We start from the raw sequence: 18,217 nt of genomic DNA on the forward strand, positions 1-18,217 counted from the left end.
AACGGTAACAGCCGTTACCGTTTGTAGTGCTTGCCCCCTCACCGACAGGGGAGAGGGCATCAGGCGGCAATCATCTCAATAAAGCAGACGCGCGCGAATCGTCCCCGGAAGCGCCTTCATACTCAGCAGCGCTTTCTCGGCAACGTCGTCATCCGCTTCAATATCAATAACCACGTAACCCATCTGAGAGTTCGTTTGCAGGTACTGCGCGGCAATGTTCACGCCCTGCTCAGCAAAGATTTTGTTGATGGCGGTCAGCACGCCCGGGCGGTTTTCGTGAATATGCAACAGACGACGACCACCGTGCAACGGCAGAGACACTTCCGGGAAGTTCACCGCAGAAAGCGTAGAACCGTTGTCGGAATATTTGCTCAGTTTACCCGCAACTTCCAGACCGATGTTCTCCTGCGCTTCCTGCGTTGAACCACCGATGTGTGGCGTCAGGATCACGTTGTCAAACTCGCACAGCGGAGAGTTAAACGGATCGCTGTTGGTTGCCGGCTCAGTCGGGAATACGTCAATGGCCGCACCTGCCAGATGTTTACGCTTCAGCGCATCACACAGCGCCGGGATGTCAACAACCGTACCGCGTGCCGCGTTGATCAGCAGTGAACCCGGCTTCATCAGCGCCAGCTCTCCCGCTCCCATCATGTTTTTGGTGGACGCATTTTCCGGAACGTGCAGGCTGACAACGTCACTCATGTTCAGCAGGTCGGACAAATGTTGAACCTGAGTCGCGTTACCCAGCGGTAGCTTGCTTTCAATGTCGTAGAAGAAAACATGCATCCCCAGCGATTCAGCCAGAATACCCAGCTGTGTACCAATGTGGCCGTAACCGATGATACCCAGTTTTTTGCCACGCGCTTCAAAGGAACCTGAAGCCAGTTTGTTCCACACACCGCGGTGCGCTTTGGCGTTCGCCTCGGGAATACCGCGCAGCAGCAGCAGCAGTTCGCCAATCACTAACTCCGCCACGGAACGGGTGTTGGAGAACGGGGCGTTAAAGACAGGAATACCGCGTTTTGCCGCTGCACTCAGGTCTACCTGGTTGGTGCCGATGCAGAAACAGCCAATAGCAACCAACTTTTCCGCCGCAGCAATAACATCTTCAGTCAGGTGAGTACGGGATCGCAGGCCAATGAAGTGGGCATCACGGATGGACGCTTTCAGCTCTTCTGTGTCCAGCGCGCCTTTGTGAAATTCGATGTTGGTGTAACCTGCCGCACGAAGGTTATCGAGTGCTTTCTGATGCACGCCTTCTACAAGCAGGAATTTAATCTTGTCTTTCTCCAGTGATACCTTTGCCATTTACCCGACCCTGTTTTTGTCTGAACTGATGTTGTGCTGGATTTAAATCCGCTGTAGTCAACATATCAAAAAAAACTATTGCAGCAATATGAACGTTTGCGTCGGCTCCCTGAAGAAAAGTCATACAGAGCAAAATGACAGAGGAAAATGCTACGGAATTTTACGAATACGGCAGGATCGGCAAAAGAGGCACAAAAACGTGACACAAGTCACCGAATTTAGCTTTTCAAAAATTTTTTAGCGGGGGGAGTCTCCCCCCGTCAGATCATTTTACGATGGTTTTCACGCCGTCAGCCGTGCCGATCAGCGCCACATCCGCGCCACGGTTGGCAAATAGCCCTACGGTCACTACGCCCGGAATGCCGTTGATGGCATTTTCCAGCGCGATAGCGTCCAGAATTTCCAGACCGTGAACGTCGAGGATCACGTTACCATTGTCGGTCACAACACCCTGGCGGTATTCCGGACGACCACCCAGTTTCACCAGTTCACGTGCGACGGCACTGCGTGCCATTGGGATCACTTCGACCGGCAGCGGGAAGTTACCCAGAATATCCACCTGCTTGGACGCATCGGCAATACAGATAAATTTGTCTGCAACGGAGGCGATGATCTTTTCACGCGTCAGCGCTGCGCCACCGCCCTTGATCATCTGCATATGGCCGTTGATTTCATCCGCACCATCAACGTAAATCCCCAGACGGTCCACTTCGTTCAGGTCGAAAACGGTAATGCCGAGGCTTTTCAGCTTTTCCGTGGACGCATCAGAGCTGGAAACCGCGCCCTCGATTTGCCCCTTCATCGTGCCCAGCGCATCGATAAAGTGTGCCGCCGTCGATCCAGTGCCAACACCGACAATGGTACCGGGTTGCACGTACTGGAGAGCGGCCCATCCTACTGCTTTTTTCAGTTCATCCTGCGTCATGATCGTTTGCCTGTGGTATGAAAACTTAGGGCGCATTATAGAACACGTCAGGTGGAATTCGTCTGCCACAAAAGGAAAATTGTGTCATAGTGCAGAATAAGCAAAATTCAGGAGCCAGCTATAGCAATGAAACGTCCGGACTACAGAACACTACAGGCACTTGATGCTGTTATTCGTGAACGCGGTTTTGAGCGCGCAGCGCAGAAGTTGTGCATTACTCAGTCCGCCGTGTCACAGCGTATCAAGCAGCTTGAAAACATGTTCGGGCAACCACTGCTGGTGCGTACCGTGCCACCACGTCCCACAGAGCAAGGACAAAAACTGCTTGCCCTGCTGCGTCAGGTTGAACTGCTGGAAGACGAGTGGCTGGGTGATGAACAGACAGGTTCCACGCCGCTGTTGCTGTCGCTGGCGGTGAACGCCGACAGTCTGGCAACCTGGCTGCTGCCCGCGCTTGCGCCGGTGCTTGCCGACTCCCCTATCCGCCTGAATCTGCAGGTTGAAGATGAAACGCGTACCCAGGAGCGCCTGCGTCGTGGTGAAGTAGTCGGGGCGGTGAGTATCCAGCCTCAGGCACTGCCAAGTTGCCTGGTGGATCAACTGGGTGCGCTGGATTATCTGTTTGTCGGTTCAAAAGCCTTTGCTGAGCGTTATTTCCCGAATGGCGTTACCCGCGCCGCGCTGCTTAAGGCCCCAGCCGTCGCATTCGACCATCTGGATGATATGCATCAGGCTTTCCTGCAGCAAAACTTCGACCTGCCGCCAGGCAGCGTACCGTGTCATATCGTGAACTCATCCGAAGCCTTTGTGCAGCTTGCCCGTCAGGGAACCACCTGCTGCATGATCCCGCATCTGCAGATTGAAAAAGAGTTGAAAAGCGGTGAGCTGATTGACCTGACGCCGGGATTATATCAGCGCCGGATGCTCTACTGGCACCGTTTTGCACCGGAAAGCCGTATGATGCGCAACGTCACCGACGCACTGCTGGCTTACGGGCATAAGGTGTTGAGACAGGATTAAAAAATAAGCCGGGTGAAGGCAACGCCTTACCCGGCCTACAGGTTACTGAGCGGGTTTCTGCTCTGCTGCAGCAGGCTCCAGCTGGAACACGACATCAACCTGATCGTCAAACTGGATCGTCGGCTGCTCATAGGTTTCCTGAGCGGAAACTGGCGCAGCATCGGCCTTCATCATACGAACCATCGGGCCTGGCTGATAATTGGAGACGTGATAGCGCACGCTATACACCGGGCCAAGCTTACTGTTAAAGCCGGAAGCCAGTTGTTGCGCCTGATGGACTGCATCATTAATCGCCGCTTTACGTGCTTCGTCTTTGTATTTCTCCGGTTGCGCAACGCCCAGTGAAACGGAACGAATTTCGTTCAGCCCCGCCTTCAGCGCGCCATCCAGCAGCGAATTCAGCTTATCAAGCTGGCGCACAGTCACTTCGACGGTACGCACGGCACGGTAACCTTTCAGGATACTTTTGCCGTTCTGGTAGTCATAATCCGGCTGGGTACGCAGGTTGGCAGAATTGATATCTTTTTTAACGACACCATTCTGTTCCAGGAAAGAGAGATATTGCGCAACACGATCGTCAGCCTGCTTCTTGGCTGAAGCAGCATCTTTTGCAGACACATTCACTTCAATTGCCAGGGTCGCGACATCCGGTACCGCATCCACGCTCGCCGTGCCTGAAGTGACAATGTGCGGACCGGCAGGCAACTCATTCGCCTGTACCGACACCGCACCTAAACTCACTAATGCCGCCAGGGCCATCACTTTAAACTTCACTGTCATTCCTCCATGTTGCGAAGAGTGCCCCATAAACAGGGCACATGCCAGCAAGCTTAGCGGGTCTTGCTCAGTTGTCCATAAGACAACACTTAGTTGAGTAATCCCTGAACGTGATGAACACCCTCTTTCGCCAGTTGAAAAGCGATAAACCACATCACTATTCCCACCAGCGTATTGATGATGCGTTGTGCTTTGGCGGTGCGCAAACGCGGTGCCAGCCACGCCGCCAGCATGGCAAGACCAAAGAACCAGAGGAATGATGCGCTAACCGTACCCAGCGCGAACCAGCGCTTCGGTTCAACATCCAGTTGTCCACCCAGGCTACCCAGCACCACAAAGGTATCAAGATAGACATGCGGATTAAGCCAGGTAACCGCCAGCATGGTGACGATAATCTTCCAGCGCCCCTGCTTCATCACTTCCGCACTCGCCAGTTCAAGATTGCTGCTCAGTGCCGTTTTCAATGCGCCAAAGCCGTACCACAACAGGAATGCCACCCCGCCCCAGGTGACCAGCGTCAGTAGCCACGGAGACTGCATCAGTAAAGCACTGCCGCCAAATATCCCGGCGCAAATCAGAAGCAAATCACTGACCGCGCACAGTAGCGCAATCATCAGGTGATACTGGCGGCGAATACCCTGGTTCATCACAAACGCATTCTGCGGGCCGAGGGGCAGGATCATGGCCGCGCCTAACGCAAGACCTTGAAAATAATAAGATAACATGACGAGATTCTCACAGAGTTGTCCTGGGAGCTGACTATACTGCGAGAGTGACATTAGAGGAAATTGATAATATTAATCGGGGATTAGTCACGCTAATAAAAAAGCCCGGTGGCGTTAGCGCTTACCGGGCCTACGGCGAAAGAGGATTACTCGGTCTCTTTCACCTTTTTGACGTTCACATCCATCTGTGGATACGGGAAGCTGATGCCGTTAGCATCGAACTCACGTTTGATGCGTTCCAGCACGTCCCAGTAAACGTTTTGCAGATCGCTGCTTTTGCTCCAGATACGCACCACAAAGTTAATGGATGACGCGCCCAGTTCGTTCAGACGGACGATCTGCTCTTTATCTTTCAGAATGCGATCGTCAGAAGCGATGATACCCGCGATAAGCGATTTTACCTGATCGATGTCGGAGTCGTATGCCACGCTGATAATCAGCTCATTACGGCGCGCTGGCTCGCGGGAAAAATTGATAATGTTACCCGCGATAATTTTCCCGTTCGGCACTACCACAATACGGCCATCGACGGTACGCAAGGTCGTTGAGAAAATCTGCACCTGCAGTACAGTTCCGGCAATGCCCCCCAGATCAACATACTCACCTGAGCGGAACGGACGGAAGGTGACCAGCAGCACACCTGCCGCCAGGTTCGAGAGCGAACCCTGCAGCGCCAGACCAATAGCCAGACCGGCTGCACCGAGCACCGCGATCACCGATGCGGTCTGTACACCTACACGTCCCAGTGCGGCAATCAAGGTAAAGGCGACGATGCCATAGCGCACCAGCGCAGAAAGGAAGTCCGCAACCGTGGCATCGATATGACGTGCCAGCATCACCCGGTTAACGGTATTCGATATGATTCGCGCCGCGATCATCCCGATAATGATGATGGCAATAGCCGCAACGATGTTTACGGCATAACTCAGCAATAATTCCTGGTTGCGCTCAAGCCAGGTACCGGCGTTATTGATGCTGTCAACGACATCAAACTGTTCCATTTACTCTTCCTTTTGATAAACCCAAACACAAAAATCCATCCCCCGTGGAAACAGGCAGATCCGTAAAGGGTAAACAAAAAGCGCAGATATTGCCAAACAGATCACAAAACGGTGATGGGCAGGCTGTTGAAAAGCCCAAAAAAAAGGCCCGCATTTGCGGGCCTCCGATGCTGTTAGCAGCTCAAATTACAGAACGTCGATCGCGTTCAGTTCTTTGAATGCCTGCTCCAGACGCGTCACCATAGAGGTCTGTGCTGCACGCAGCCATACGCGTGGATCGTAGTATTTCTTGTTCGGCTGGTCTTCGCCTTTCGGGTTGCCCAGCTGACCCTGCAGGTAAGCTTCGTTGGTTTTGTAGTATTGCAGGATACCGTCCCAGGTTGCCCATTGGGTGTCGGTATCGATGTTCATTTTCACTACGCCGTAGCTTACGGAGTCTTTGATTTCCTGAGCAGAAGAACCGGAACCGCCGTGGAAGACGAAGTTCAGGCTATTGTGCGGCAGGTTGTGTTTCTTAGAAACATATTCCTGAGAATCACGCAGGATGGTTGGGGTCAGAACAACGTTACCTGGTTTGTAAACGCCGTGTACGTTACCGAAGGACGCTGCAATGGTGAAGCGTGGGCTGATTTTGCTCAGCTCGGTGAACGCGTAATCAACGTCTTCTGGCTGGGTGTACAGTGCAGAAGCGTCCATGTGGCTGTTGTCCACGCCGTCTTCTTCACCACCGGTGCAACCCAGTTCGATTTCCAGGGTCATGTCCATTTTGGACATACGCGCCAGGTATTTGGAGCAGATTTCGATGTTTTCGTGCAGAGACTCTTCAGACAGGTCGATCATGTGAGAAGAGAACAGTGGCTTACCGGTAGCCGCGAAGTGTTTTTCACCTGCGTCCAGCAGACCGTCGATCCACGGCAGCAGTTTCTTCGCGCAGTGGTCAGTGTGCAGAATGACAGGAACACCGTAGTGTTCAGCCATCTGGTGTACATGGTGCGCACCAGAGATAGCACCCAGGATTGCAGCACCCTGAGGAACGTCAGTTTTCACGCCTTTACCTGCGATGAACGCAGCGCCGCCGTTAGAGAACTGTACGATAACCGGCGCTTTAACTTTTGCAGCGGTTTCCAGTACGGCGTTAATGGAGTCAGTACCCACGCAGTTAACTGCTGGCAGAGCAAAGTTGTTTTCTTTAGCTACCTGGAACACTTTCTGTACGTCATCACCAGTGATCACGCCAGGTTTTACGAAATCAAAAATTTTAGACATGTTGCTTAGTCCTGTATCTTCGGCCGTTAGAAAAGGTGCGAGCTCTTAAAAGCGCGCTGAAAATTGGGCAGGTTTCCCTGCCCTTGAATGGCTTACTTCTTAGCGCGCTCTTCGAGCATTGCTACTGCTGGCAGCACTTTGCCTTCCACGAATTCGAGGAATGCGCCACCACCAGTGGAGATGTAGGAAATCTTGTCAGCGATACCGAACAGGTCGATAGCTGCCAGAGTGTCGCCGCCACCTGCGATAGAGAACGCTTCGCTGTCTGCGATAGCGTTAGCAACGATTTCAGTACCTTTGCGGAAGTTCGGGAATTCGAACACGCCAACAGGGCCGTTCCACAGGATAGTTTTTGCGTTTTTCAGGATTTCAGCCAGTTTCTGTGCAGAAACGTCGCCCAGGTCCAGGATCTGCTCTTCATCTTTGATGTCGTTTACAGATTTCAGGGTCGCGGTCGCCGTTTCAGAGAACTCAGTTGCTACGCGAACGTCAGTTGGAACCGGGATATCGCAGGTCGTCAGCAGGCGTTTAGCTTCGTCAACCAGGTCTGCTTCGTACAGAGATTTACCCACGTTGTGGCCTTGAGCAGCAACGAAGGTGTTCGCAATACCACCGCCAACGATCAGCTGGTCAGCGATTTTGGACAGGGAATCCAGAACAGTCAGTTTGGTAGACACTTTAGAACCGCCAACGATAGCAACCATTGGACGAGCAGGTTCTTTCAGTGCTTTACCCAGCGCTTCCAGTTCGTCAGCCAGCAGAGGACCAGCACACGCTACGTCTGCGAATTTACCGATACCGTGGGTAGATGCCTGCGCACGGTGAGCAGTACCGAATGCATCCATTACGAATACGTCGCACAGTGCAGCATATTTTTTGGACAGCGCTTCGTCGTCTTTCTTTTCGCCTTTGTTAAAGCGAACGTTTTCCAGAACAACCAGTTCACCGGCAGCAACTTCAACGCCGTCCAGGTAATCTTTAACCAGACGAACCGGGTTGGACAGTTTGTCTTTCAGGTAATTAACAACTGGCAGCAGAGAGAACTCTTCGTTGTACTCGCCTTCAGTTGGACGACCCAGGTGGGAGGTTACCATCACTTTTGCACCCTGCTTCAGGGCCAGCTCGATGGTTGGCAGAGATGCACGAATACGCGCGTCGCTGGTCACTTTGCCATCTTTAACCGGTACGTTCAGGTCGGCACGGATGAAAACGCGTTTACCTGCCAGATCCAGATCGGTCATCTTAATTACAGACATGGTGAATCCTCTCGTTGATTCTTAAAGTTTTGCAGACGCACGATGCGTCTTACCTGAAACCTTGAGCGGCCATTGCTAACGTGGTGTCGAGCATTCGGTTAGCAAAGCCCCATTCGTTATCGCACCAGACCAGCGTCTTGATAAGGTGTGAACCACTGACGCGCGTTTGTGTACCATCAACGATGGCACTGTGCGGGTCGTGGTTAAAATCTACTGAGACCAACGGTAATTCCGTATAGTCAACTATACCATGAAATGTACCCTGTGCCGCTTTTTGCAGCAACAGGTTGACTTCACAGGCTTTTACCGGTTTTTTCACCGTGACGCTGAGGTCAATTGCCGTAACGTTGATAGTCGGTACACGTACAGCAATCGCTTCAAAACGGTCGTTAAACTGCGGGAAAATACGGGTGATCCCTGCAGCAAGCTTTGTATCAACCGGAATGATTGACTGACTCGCCGCACGCGTGCGGCGTAGATCCGGATGATAGGCATCGATCACCTGCTGATCGTGCATGGCTGAGTGGATCGTGGTCACGGTGCCGGATTCAATGCCATATGCATCGTCTAACAGTTTAATGACCGGAATAATGCAGTTGGTGGTGCAGGAAGCATTGGAAACAATGCGATGTTCGGCTTTCAGCTCATGCTGGTTCACGCCAAAGACGACGGTGGCGTCGAGGTCGTTACTGCCGGGATGGGAGAACAGGACTTTTTTCGCACCTGCCGCCAGATGCGCTTCACCGTGTTCGCGGCTGCCGTACACACCGGTACAGTCAAGCACCACATCCACCCTCAGTTCACGCCACGGCAACCCGGCAATGCTTCTCTCGTGCAGCACGCGAATGGCATCATCACCGACAAACAGCTGATCCCCTTCCTGGCGAACATCCCAGGCAAAGCGCCCGTGGCTGGTGTCATATTTCAACAAATGCGCCATGCCCTCAGCATCAGCCAGTTCATTGATTGCCACCACGGTCATTTCCGCACGACGCCCGGATTCATATAAAGCACGAACCACGTTACGCCCGATGCGACCGAAGCCATTAATCGCTACGCGTACGGTCATAGATCTCCTGCAAAGCTATCCCTGAATTTGAGGTGGCTGAAAGAGTAATCCAGCTACGCCCGAAGGGGAATCCTTGCCTGTCACAAACTGCGACTGATTGGTCAATTGTCGAACATTTAATCGACTGAAACGCTTCAGCTAGAATAAGCGAATCAGGGAATAAAAGGAATGTCTGTCCAGAGCAATAAGACAGCTATATGACTTGCGTCACATTTTCAATGGAATAATTTACAGCGGCGTTACAAGGATCAGGAATAGCAGATACAAAAAAACCGGGTGGCGTGGTGAAAGCAAAACGGTAACCCCAGGGTTACCGTTTTTAGTGTTGGCACCCTCTCCCGTGGGAGAGGGTCGGGGTGAGGGCACCAGCCCGCACCCAACTAGCAATTACAGCAGTTCTTTCGCTTTCGCGACAACGTTCTCAACGGTGAAGCCGAACTCTTCGAACAGCAGTTCTGCCGGAGCAGATTCACCGAAGGTGGTCATACCGACGATAGCGCCGTTCAGACCTACGTATTTGAACCAGTAGTCTGCAATACCTGCTTCCACTGCAACGCGTGCAGAGACAGCTTTCGGCAGTACGGATTCACGGTATGCTGCATCCTGCTTGTCGAATGCATCGGTAGACGGCATGGAAACCACGCGCGCTTTAACGCCTTCGGCAGACAGTTTGTCCCATGCCGCAACAGCCAGCTCAACCTCAGAACCGGTTGCAATGAAGATAAGCTCAGGCTGACCCGCGCAATCTTTCAGTACGTAACCACCGCGAGCGATGTTCGCCAGCTGCTCTGCAGTACGCTCCTGCTGTGCCAGGTTCTGACGGGAGAGGATCAGCGCGGTCGGGCCGTCCTGACGCTCAACACCGTATTTCCACGCTACCGCGGATTCAACCTGGTCACATGGACGCCATGTGCTCATGTTCGGGGTCACGCGCAGAGATGCGACCTGCTCTACCGGCTGGTGAGTTGGGCCATCTTCACCCAGACCGATAGAGTCGTGGGTGTAGACCATCACCTGACGCTGTTTCATCAGCGCAGCCATACGCACGGCGTTACGTGCATACTCGACGAACATCAGGAAGGTAGAGGTGTACGGCAGGAAACCACCGTGCAGGGAGATACCGTTCGCGATAGCAGTCATACCGAATTCACGTACACCGTAATGGATGTAGTTACCGGCGGTATCTTCGTTGATCGCTTTAGAACCAGACCACAGGGTCAGGTTGGATGGTGCGAGGTCCGCAGAGCCACCCAGGAATTCTGGAAGCAGTGGACCGAACGCTTCGATAGCGTTCTGAGATGCTTTACGGCTGGCAATTTTAGATGGATTCGCCTGCAGTTTAGCGATGAATTCGTTCGCTTTCGCGTCGAAATCAGATGGCATATCACCTTTCATACGACGGGTGAATTCAGCTGCTTCCTGTGGGAAGGCTTTCGCATAGGCAGCGAACTTCTCGTTCCAGGCCGCTTCTTTAACCTGACCTGCTTCTTTTGCATCCCACTGCGCGTAGATGTCAGATGGGATTTCGAACGCAGGGTGTTTCCAGCCCAGTGCTTCACGAGTCAGTGCAATTTCCGCGTCACCCAGTGGTGCACCGTGGGAATCGTGCGTACCCGCTTTGTTCGGAGAACCGAAGCCGATGATGGTTTTGCACATCAGCAGGGACGGTTTGTCCGTCACGGCGCGTGCTTCTTCTACTGCGCGTTTAATCGAGTCAGCATCGTGGCCATCAACACCACGCACAACGTGCCAGCCGTAGGCTTCGAAACGTTTAGCGGTGTCATCAGTGAACCAGCCTTCAACATGACCGTCGATGGAGATACCGTTATCGTCATAGAACGCAACCAGTTTACCCAGCTTCAGGGTACCTGCCAGGGAGCACACTTCGTGAGAAATGCCTTCCATCATGCAGCCGTCGCCCATGAACGCGTAAGTGAAGTGGTCAACAATATCGTGGCCAGGACGGTTGAACTGCGCCGCCATGGTCTTCTCGGCAATCGCCATACCCACTGCGTTAGCAATACCCTGACCCAGTGGGCCGGTGGTCGTTTCTACGCCAGCGGTGTAACCCACTTCCGGGTGACCTGGAGTTTTGGAGTGCAGCTGACGGAAGTTTTTCAGCTCTTCAATTGGCAGATCATAGCCAGTGAGGTGCAACAGGCTGTAGATCAGCATAGAGCCGTGGCCGTTAGACAGGACGAAACGGTCGCGGTCAGCCCATGCCGGGTTCTGCGGGTTGTGGTTCAGGAAATCACGCCACAAGACTTCGGCAATATCAGCCATACCCATAGGGGCTCCCGGGTGGCCGGATTTGGCTTTCTGTACTGCGTCCATGCTCAGCGCACGAATAGCATTAGCAAGCTCTTTACGTGAGGACATTTTAACTCCAGATCGGACTGTTAAAGGCCATGCCCTTGACGACAGCGCGTTTTGGGCTACGCCGGAAAAAAGTGCCAACAATGTAACCCAAGCAGCAAGGCATGTACATGGAGCATTCTTTTGCAGCTTAAGAAATCTCTGGATCATGCTCGCATGTTGCGCAATCTGCTCGCCCGGCCCTGTTGATATTCCTTATACTTAGCCAGCCCCCGGCTTCGCTGGCGGTATACTTTTAAGATTTTATTCAGATTAACGAGTACGGAAGCAACATCATGAAAATGCGTGCAATAGTGCTGGCCCTGGGTACAACGCTCCTGCTGAGCGGCTGTCAGAATATGGACTCTAACGGTCTGATGACCTCAGGCGCAGAAGCTTTTCAGGCGTATTCCCTGAGCGACGCACAGGTTAAAGCGCTGAGCGACCAGTCCTGTAAAGATATGGATGGAAAAGCCACCATTGCCCCGGACAATAGTACCTACACGCAGCGTCTGAATAAGATTGCGTCCGCTCTGGGCGATAACATCAACGGACAGCCGGTAAACTATAAGGTCTACATGGCGAAGGATGTGAACGCCTTCGCGATGGCAAACGGCTGCATCCGTGTGTATAGCGGGCTGATGGACATGATGAACGACAACGAAGTCGAAGCGGTGATCGGCCATGAAATGGGCCACGTTGCACTGGGCCACGTGAAGAAAGGAATGCAGGTTGCGCTGGGCACTAACGCGATCCGCGCGGCGGCAGCCTCTGCTGGTGGGATCGTAGGCAGCCTTTCCCAGTCTCAGCTTGGCGACGTCGGTGAAAAACTGGTCAACTCCCAGTTCTCCCAACGCCAGGAATCTGAAGCGGATGACTACTCTTACGATTTGTTGCGCAAACGCGGGATTAACCCATCAGGTTTAGCCACCAGCTTCGAGAAACTGGCAAAGCAGGAAGCAGGACGCCAAAGCTCCATGTTTGACGACCACCCAGCCTCAGAAGAGCGTGCGCAACATATTCGCGATCGCATGGCCGCTGACGGAATCAAATAATGTAAAAGGAGGCATATTTGCCTCCTTTTTTATAGACGAAAGTCGGGTGGCGGCTTCGCCCTACCCGGCTGACAACTTACTCGCCTTTTTTCGCGGCCTGGAGGTAAAGCATTTCCAGCCCCAGAGTAGCCGCTGCCAGCGCCGTGATCTCTGACTGATCATAAGCCGGAGCCACTTCCACCACATCCATACCAACGATGTTCAGATATTTCAGACCACGAACCAGTTTGATGGCGCGATCGGACGTCAGGCCGCCGATCACAGGAGTTCCGGTACCCGGTGCAAACGCCGGATCCAGGCAGTCAATGTCGAAGGTCAGGTACACAGGCATATCACCGACGATCTGCTTAACCTGAGCCAGAATATCGTCCACGCCGCGATCGTTCACCTGGCCTGCATCCAGTACGGTAAAACCGTTGTCTTTGTCGAATTCTGTACGGATACCAATCTGTACTGAATGGTTTGGATCGATCAGGCCTTCGTTCGGTGCGGTAAAGAACATCGTACCGTGGTCAAATTCACAGCCGTTCGCGTAAGTGTCGGTATGCGCATCAAAGTGTACCAACGCCATTTTACCGAAGTGTTTGGCGTGGGCGCGCAACAGCGGCAGAGTGACAAAGTGGTCACCACCGAAAGAGAGCATACGCTTACCTGCTGCCAGCAGTTTCTCGGCATGGGCCTGCAGTTTTTCGCTCATGTCACGCGCATCACCAAACGCGTAAACCAGGTCACCACAGTCCACTACGTTCAGACGTTCACGCATGTCGAAGTTCCACGGGAAGCGGTTATGCTCCCAGGCCAGGTTAGTCGACACCTGGCGGATCGCTGCCGGGCCATGACGGCCACCGGCACGGCCGGAGGTTGCCATGTCAAACGGAACACCAGTGATCACCCAGTCAGCATTGCTGTCGTATGGCTGGAAGTTCATCGGGAGACGTAAAAAACCAAACGCGTTAGATACCAGAGAGTTATCGTACTGATGACCTAAAGTGCTCATGTCCTGACCTCTTTTAAAGTCGATACATTAAAAACAGATGAAAAAAAATCCCCTCCGCGTCGTTAAACCCGACGAGGAAGGGATTGATTCGTAAATCGCTAATTGGGACGAATTATCGCCGTTAATTCATACGGGTTCAAGTGAGTATAGGGGATTGTGCGGTCTTTGCCCCTCACCCTAACCCTCTCCCCAGAGGGAAGAGGGAAAAGGAATTACTCATCTTCCAGGTAGGTGTAACCGTACAGACCCGCTTCAAACTCTTCCAGGAACTGCTGCTGCAGGGCATCGTCCAGACCGGTGTTTTTCACCTGGTCGCGGAACTGGGTCAGAAGAGTTTTCGGATCCAGCTGCACGTATTCCAGCATGTCTGCCACGGTGTCCCCTTCGTCGGACAACTCCACTTCCACGCTGCCGTCAGGGAAGACAAACACATCAACCGCTTCGGTATCCCCGAACAGGTTGTGCATGTTACCGAGGATCTCCTGGTACGCGCCGACCATAAAGAAGCCCAACATTGGCGGGTTCTCCGGGTCATATTCCGGCATTGGCATGGTCGTTGCGATGCCGTCACCATCAACGTAGTGGTCGATAGCACCGTCGGAGTCACAGGTGATGTCCAGCAACACCGCACGACGTTCCGGAGCATGGTTCAACCCTTCCAGCGGCAGTACCGGGAACAGCTGGTCGATACCCCAGGCATCCGGCATCGACTGGAACAGCGAGAAGTTGACGTAAATCTTATCCGCCATACGTTCCTGCAGCTCGTCGATAATCGGACGGTGTGCCCGGTTGCTCGGGTCGAGCTGCTTCTGCACTTCATGGCACATGTTCAGATAAAGCTGCTCTGCCCACGCGCGCTCCTGCAGGCTGAAGGTGCCTGAGGAATAACCGACGTGAATGTCATGCAGATCCATCTGGCTGTCATGCAGCCATTCGCGCAGAGAACGACGCGTACCCGGCTCGTGCATCTCCTGCCAGGTTTCCCACATGCTTTGCAGCGCGCGCGGGGCATCGTCTGCCGGAGGTGTGGCTGCGGTATTTTCGCTACGCTCAACGCCGATGATGTTAGAAACCAGCACGGTATGGTGCGCGGTCACCGCGCGACCGGATTCAGTGATCACCGTTGGGTGCGGCAGGCCGTTTTCTTCACAGGCATCACCAATCGCCCAGATGATGTTATTGGCATACTCGTTCAGGCCGTAGTTGACGGAGCAGTCAGACTGCGAACGCGTGCCTTCATAGTCCACGCCCAGGCCACCGCCCACGTCGAAGCACTGAATGTTGACACCCAGCTTGTGCAGCTCAACGTAGAAACGGGCCGACTCACGCACGCCAGTAGCGATATCGCGAATATTGGCCATCTGTGAACCGAGGTGGAAGTGCAGCAACTGAATGCTGTCCAGACGACCACGCTCACGCAGAATTTCTACCAGTTGCAGCACCTGGTTTGCCGCGAGGCCGAATTTAGATTTTTCGCCACCGGAGGACTGCCATTTACCGGAACCCTGCGACGCCAGACGCGCACGCACACCGAGGCGCGGTACCACGTTCAGACGCTCGGCCTCTTCCAGCACGATAGCAATCTCGGTCATCTTCTCGATAACCAGATAGACCTTGTGTCCCATCTTCTCGCCAATCAGCGCCAGACGAATGTATTCACGGTCTTTATAACCGTTACAGACGATCACTGACCGGGTCATGCCCGCGTGCGCCAGAACGGCCATCAGTTCCGCTTTCGAACCTGCTTCCAGGCCCAGCGGTTCGCCGGAGTGGATCAGGGATTCAATCACGCGGCGATGCTGGTTCACCTTGATGGGGTAAACCAGGAAATAGTCGCCTTTATAACCGTAAGATTCACGTGCGCGTTTGAACGCGGCGTTAATCGAACGCAGGCGGTGTTGCAGGATCTGCGGGAAGCAGAACAGTGCAGGTAAACGCTGGCCCTGCGCTTCGCGTGCTTTCACCAGTCTGGCGAGATCCACGCGCGCTTCAGGAACGTCTGGATCCGGGCAAACACTGATGTGGCCCAGTTCGTTGACGTCGTAGTAGTTATTGCCCCACCAGGCAATATTGTAAGTGCGCAGCATCTTGCTGGCTTCCTGGGAGTTCATCGCAACCTCCTGCATAGAACGTAGTACACCCTGTTCGCCTGCTGACGAAGGCGAAACCGAAGACATGTCGTCAGACATAGCGAACCTCAACTCTTTGTATTAAGTGTAAAACAGTTGACTACTATCGCAGCGTTACACGGCGATAACAACCCATAAACGACCCTGTCTCCCAGCAGAGTATGCTGAAATTCAGACCGTGCGACCGGTTTCTTATTCATATCATTGTAAAACACGTATCCGAACTCTGTATGACAAGGTTCGGCGAAACCACGAGAAAACTCTTGTATTAACAAGAGCGCCCTTGTTCAGTTTTCACAAGGCGTGACCAGCCCTGGGATCCTGAGAAGCGCCGAGATGGGTATAACATCGGCAGGTTTGCAGACTAGATTTGCGGGTTGCGGGAATCAAATACGCGCCAGAACGGCTGCGCTGAATTAGCGGAAAACGATGGTTCATTATCTCGTATCACCTCCACGGCCGCTCCTGCTGAAACGGACCACAAGCCAAAGCTAATAGTTCACTGCTTAACCCGGCTGGAAGTGGCGACACGATGAGTTCATCGAGCGCTTTTTTATATGAGCCGCGCGCCGCGTTTTATACCGAGAAGGTAGCCAAAATGCAAAAGATAAATGCGCGCGTTGCCAGCGCCGTCAGGAAAAATTTCCACCAGAGAATTCAACGCAGTGAGAGGTTAGTCAAAAAAAACTGGAAATAGGGCGAAGAAGTGACCTAAAATAGCCATCCAGATGTTAATCCATCCATACCGATTAACACTCAGACTGCCAGTGTCAAAAAGCAACCGGCCTTGGTAGAATACTCTCCTTTGGCTATTCCACACAGCAGTTCGAGCTAACCAAATTCTCCTTAGGTGAAATAAAACATGGCAAAACACCTGTTTACGTCCGAGTCCGTATCAGAAGGACATCCTGATAAAATTGCTGACCAAATCTCCGATGCGGTGCTGGATGCGATCCTGACCCAGGATCCAAAAGCGCGCGTAGCGTGTGAAACCTATGTCAAAACCGGCATGGTTCTGGTTGGCGGTGAAATCACCACCAGCGCATGGGTTGATATCGAAGAGATCACCCGTAACACGGTTCGTGAGATCGGTTATGTACATTCTGATATGGGCTTTGATGCCAACTCTTGCGCCGTACTGAGCGCAATTGGCAAACAGTCTCCGGACATCAACCAGGGCGTTGACCGTGCCGATCCACTGGAACAGGGTGCGGGCGACCAGGGCCTGATGTTCGGCTATGCAACCAATGAAACCGACGTGCTGATGCCAGCACCTGTCACCTACGCGCACCGTCTGATGCAGCGTCAGGCCGAAGTACGTAAAAATGGCACCCTGCCGTGGCTGCGTCCGGATGCCAAAAGCCAGGTGACCTTCCAGTACGACGAAGGCAAAATCGCCGGCATTGATGCCGTGGTTCTGTCCACTCAGCATTCTGAAGAGATTGATCAGAAATCCCTGCAGGAAGCCGTGATGGAAGAGATCATCAAACCGGTTCTGCCAGCAGAGTGGCTGAGTGCGTCCACCAAATACTTCATCAACCCAACCGGACGCTTTGTTATCGGCGGGCCAATGGGTGACTGCGGTCTGACCGGTCGTAAAATCATCGTTGATACCTACGGCGGCATGGCACGTCACGGTGGTGGTGCATTCTCCGGTAAAGATCCGTCTAAAGTTGACCGTTCTGCTGCGTATGCTGCACGCTATGTTGCGAAAAACATCGTTGCTGCGGGTCTGGCTGACCGTTGTGAGATCCAGGTTTCTTACGCCATCGGCGTGGCTGAACCGACTTCCATCATGGTTGAAACTTTCGGTACTGAAAAAGTGCCTTCCGAGCAGCTGACTCTGCTGGTGCGTGAGTTCTTCGACCTGCGCCCATATGGCCTGATTCAGATGCTGGATCTGCTGCACCCAATCTACAAAGAAACCGCTGCATACGGTCACTTTGGTCGTGAACATTTCCCGTGGGAAAAAACCGACAAAGCCGCTCAGTTGCGTGAAGCTGCCGGTCTGAAATAACCGACTGCCATCTGCATTTGAAAAGGCCAGCCTTAGCGCTGGCCTTTTGCATTTTTGCGCGCAGCGCTGCTTCGCTTGCGCAAACCTGCGGGTTCTGCCGTTTTGTAGGCCTGGTCAGGTGTAGCCGCCACCCGGCAAAATGCATGACCTCAATTGAAACCGATTACACCATAATAAATAAGCATCTACTTCATCTCCTCCCCCTTCAGCAACGCCATCTCACCCATTGTTACATTTAATTTGAGTTAAGTCTGAAATAAGCTCAAGAGGGATGCGCGTAAGCTTTTTTATCTCTATATTTTCAATATGTTAATTTA

The 18,217-nt window shown here is 53.1% G+C and carries 15 protein-coding genes; 3 read left to right on the forward strand and 12 right to left on the reverse strand.

The features are described 5' to 3' along the window. Positions 1-75: 75 nt before the first annotated feature. Positions 76-1,308: a phosphoglycerate dehydrogenase gene (gene serA, locus ACJ9N4_RS05370; RefSeq protein ID WP_182272568.1), complete on the reverse strand. Its 1,233-nt coding sequence runs from the start codon at positions 1,306-1,308 to the stop codon at positions 76-78. Positions 1,309-1,573: 265 nt separating this feature from the next. Continuing rightward, positions 1,574-2,233, reverse strand: coding sequence for a ribose-5-phosphate isomerase RpiA (gene rpiA, locus ACJ9N4_RS05375; protein ID WP_047347933.1), 660 nt, complete (start codon positions 2,231-2,233; stop codon positions 1,574-1,576). Between the two features lie 126 nt (positions 2,234-2,359). On the opposite strand from rpiA, the gene argP reads away from it, so the two are divergent. Continuing rightward, positions 2,360-3,253, forward strand: coding sequence for a DNA-binding transcriptional regulator ArgP (argP, locus tag ACJ9N4_RS05380; RefSeq protein ID WP_008499727.1), 894 nt, complete (start codon positions 2,360-2,362; stop codon positions 3,251-3,253). Between the two features lie 42 nt (positions 3,254-3,295). Here the strand turns inward: argP and ACJ9N4_RS05385 are convergent, their stop codons facing one another. The 7 genes from ACJ9N4_RS05385 to tkt all read right to left on the reverse strand — a co-directional run bounded on the left by ACJ9N4_RS05385 (position 3,296) and on the right by tkt (position 11,726). After that, positions 3,296-4,027, reverse strand: coding sequence for an oxidative stress defense protein (locus ACJ9N4_RS05385; protein WP_182272570.1), 732 nt, complete (start codon positions 4,025-4,027; stop codon positions 3,296-3,298). A gap of 92 nt (positions 4,028-4,119) precedes the next feature. Next, positions 4,120-4,755 (reverse strand): arginine exporter ArgO, encoded by a 636-nt coding sequence (argO, locus tag ACJ9N4_RS05390; RefSeq protein ID WP_395122976.1) that lies wholly within the window; start codon positions 4,753-4,755, stop codon positions 4,120-4,122. A 146-nt stretch (positions 4,756-4,901) separates the two neighbouring features. Then, positions 4,902-5,756, reverse strand: a complete 855-nt coding sequence (gene mscS, locus ACJ9N4_RS05395) for a small-conductance mechanosensitive channel MscS (RefSeq protein WP_196390453.1) — start codon at positions 5,754-5,756, stop codon at positions 4,902-4,904. 186 nt (positions 5,757-5,942) lie between these two features. After that, entirely contained in the window at positions 5,943-7,022 is a 1,080-nt protein-coding gene (gene fbaA / locus ACJ9N4_RS05400) for a class II fructose-bisphosphate aldolase (protein ID WP_182272573.1), read from the reverse strand. Positions 7,023-7,114: 92 nt separating this feature from the next. Further along, positions 7,115-8,278 carry a phosphoglycerate kinase gene (pgk, locus tag ACJ9N4_RS05405; protein WP_134348805.1) on the reverse strand — a complete coding sequence of 388 codons (1,164 nt, stop codon included), beginning with the start codon at positions 8,276-8,278 and terminating at the stop codon, positions 7,115-7,117. 49 nt (positions 8,279-8,327) lie between these two features. Then, positions 8,328-9,347: an erythrose-4-phosphate dehydrogenase gene (epd, locus tag ACJ9N4_RS05410; RefSeq protein WP_182272574.1), complete on the reverse strand. Its 1,020-nt coding sequence runs from the start codon at positions 9,345-9,347 to the stop codon at positions 8,328-8,330. Positions 9,348-9,734: 387 nt separating this feature from the next. Beyond that, a complete protein-coding gene (gene tkt / locus ACJ9N4_RS05415) occupies positions 9,735-11,726 on the reverse strand; it encodes a transketolase (protein ID WP_182272575.1) in 1,992 nt (663 codons plus the stop codon). A gap of 272 nt (positions 11,727-11,998) precedes the next feature. Between tkt and ACJ9N4_RS05420 the strand changes: the two genes are divergently transcribed. After that, positions 11,999-12,757 carry a M48 family metallopeptidase gene (locus ACJ9N4_RS05420; RefSeq protein ID WP_182918916.1) on the forward strand — a complete coding sequence of 253 codons (759 nt, stop codon included), beginning with the start codon at positions 11,999-12,001 and terminating at the stop codon, positions 12,755-12,757. 76 nt (positions 12,758-12,833) lie between these two features. Here ACJ9N4_RS05420 and speB read toward each other — a convergent pair whose 3' ends face one another. From speB to yqgB, 3 genes are all read right to left on the reverse strand, one after another. Continuing rightward, positions 12,834-13,754 carry an agmatinase gene (gene speB / locus ACJ9N4_RS05425; protein WP_182918917.1) on the reverse strand — a complete coding sequence of 307 codons (921 nt, stop codon included), beginning with the start codon at positions 13,752-13,754 and terminating at the stop codon, positions 12,834-12,836. 212 nt (positions 13,755-13,966) lie between these two features. Continuing rightward, positions 13,967-15,943: a biosynthetic arginine decarboxylase gene (gene speA, locus ACJ9N4_RS05430; RefSeq protein ID WP_182272577.1), complete on the reverse strand. Its 1,977-nt coding sequence runs from the start codon at positions 15,941-15,943 to the stop codon at positions 13,967-13,969. A gap of 8 nt (positions 15,944-15,951) precedes the next feature. Next, positions 15,952-16,083 carry an acid stress response protein YqgB gene (gene yqgB / locus ACJ9N4_RS05435; RefSeq protein WP_182918918.1) on the reverse strand — a complete coding sequence of 44 codons (132 nt, stop codon included), beginning with the start codon at positions 16,081-16,083 and terminating at the stop codon, positions 15,952-15,954. Between the two features lie 662 nt (positions 16,084-16,745). Here yqgB and metK point away from each other — a divergent pair. Then, positions 16,746-17,900 (forward strand): methionine adenosyltransferase, encoded by a 1,155-nt coding sequence (metK, locus tag ACJ9N4_RS05440; protein WP_182272580.1) that lies wholly within the window; start codon positions 16,746-16,748, stop codon positions 17,898-17,900. Positions 17,901-18,217 lie beyond the last annotated feature (317 nt).

Source organism: Enterobacter sp. LM3, from assembly GCF_046622475.1.
In the GTDB taxonomy this organism is placed as follows: Bacteria; Pseudomonadota; Gammaproteobacteria; order Enterobacterales; family Enterobacteriaceae; genus Enterobacter; species Enterobacter cloacae_P.

Bases quoted from the DNA above. Each gene is read 5' to 3' on its own strand.
- serA (WP_182272568.1), bottom strand. From the start codon at position 1,308: ATGGCAAAGGTATCACTGGAGAAAGACAAGATTAAATTCCTGCTTGTA.
- rpiA (WP_047347933.1), bottom strand. From the start codon at position 2,233: ATGACGCAGGATGAACTGAAAAAAGCAGTAGGATGGGCCGCTCTCCAG.
- argP (WP_008499727.1), top strand. From the start codon at position 2,360: ATGAAACGTCCGGACTACAGAACACTACAGGCACTTGATGCTGTTATT.
- argO (WP_395122976.1), bottom strand. From the start codon at position 4,755: ATGTTATCTTATTATTTTCAAGGTCTTGCGTTAGGCGCGGCCATGATC.
- mscS (WP_196390453.1), bottom strand. From the start codon at position 5,756: ATGGAACAGTTTGATGTCGTTGACAGCATCAATAACGCCGGTACCTGG.
- fbaA (WP_182272573.1), bottom strand. From the start codon at position 7,022: ATGTCTAAAATTTTTGATTTCGTAAAACCTGGCGTGATCACTGGTGAT.
- pgk (WP_134348805.1), bottom strand. From the start codon at position 8,278: ATGTCTGTAATTAAGATGACCGATCTGGATCTGGCAGGTAAACGCGTT.
- epd (WP_182272574.1), bottom strand. From the start codon at position 9,347: ATGACCGTACGCGTAGCGATTAATGGCTTCGGTCGCATCGGGCGTAAC.
- tkt (WP_182272575.1), bottom strand. From the start codon at position 11,726: ATGTCCTCACGTAAAGAGCTTGCTAATGCTATTCGTGCGCTGAGCATG.
- ACJ9N4_RS05420 (WP_182918916.1), top strand. From the start codon at position 11,999: ATGAAAATGCGTGCAATAGTGCTGGCCCTGGGTACAACGCTCCTGCTG.
- speB (WP_182918917.1), bottom strand. From the start codon at position 13,754: ATGAGCACTTTAGGTCATCAGTACGATAACTCTCTGGTATCTAACGCG.
- speA (WP_182272577.1), bottom strand. From the start codon at position 15,943: ATGTCTGACGACATGTCTTCGGTTTCGCCTTCGTCAGCAGGCGAACAG.
- yqgB (WP_182918918.1), bottom strand. From the start codon at position 16,083: ATGAATAAGAAACCGGTCGCACGGTCTGAATTTCAGCATACTCTGCTG.
- metK (WP_182272580.1), top strand. From the start codon at position 16,746: ATGGCAAAACACCTGTTTACGTCCGAGTCCGTATCAGAAGGACATCCT.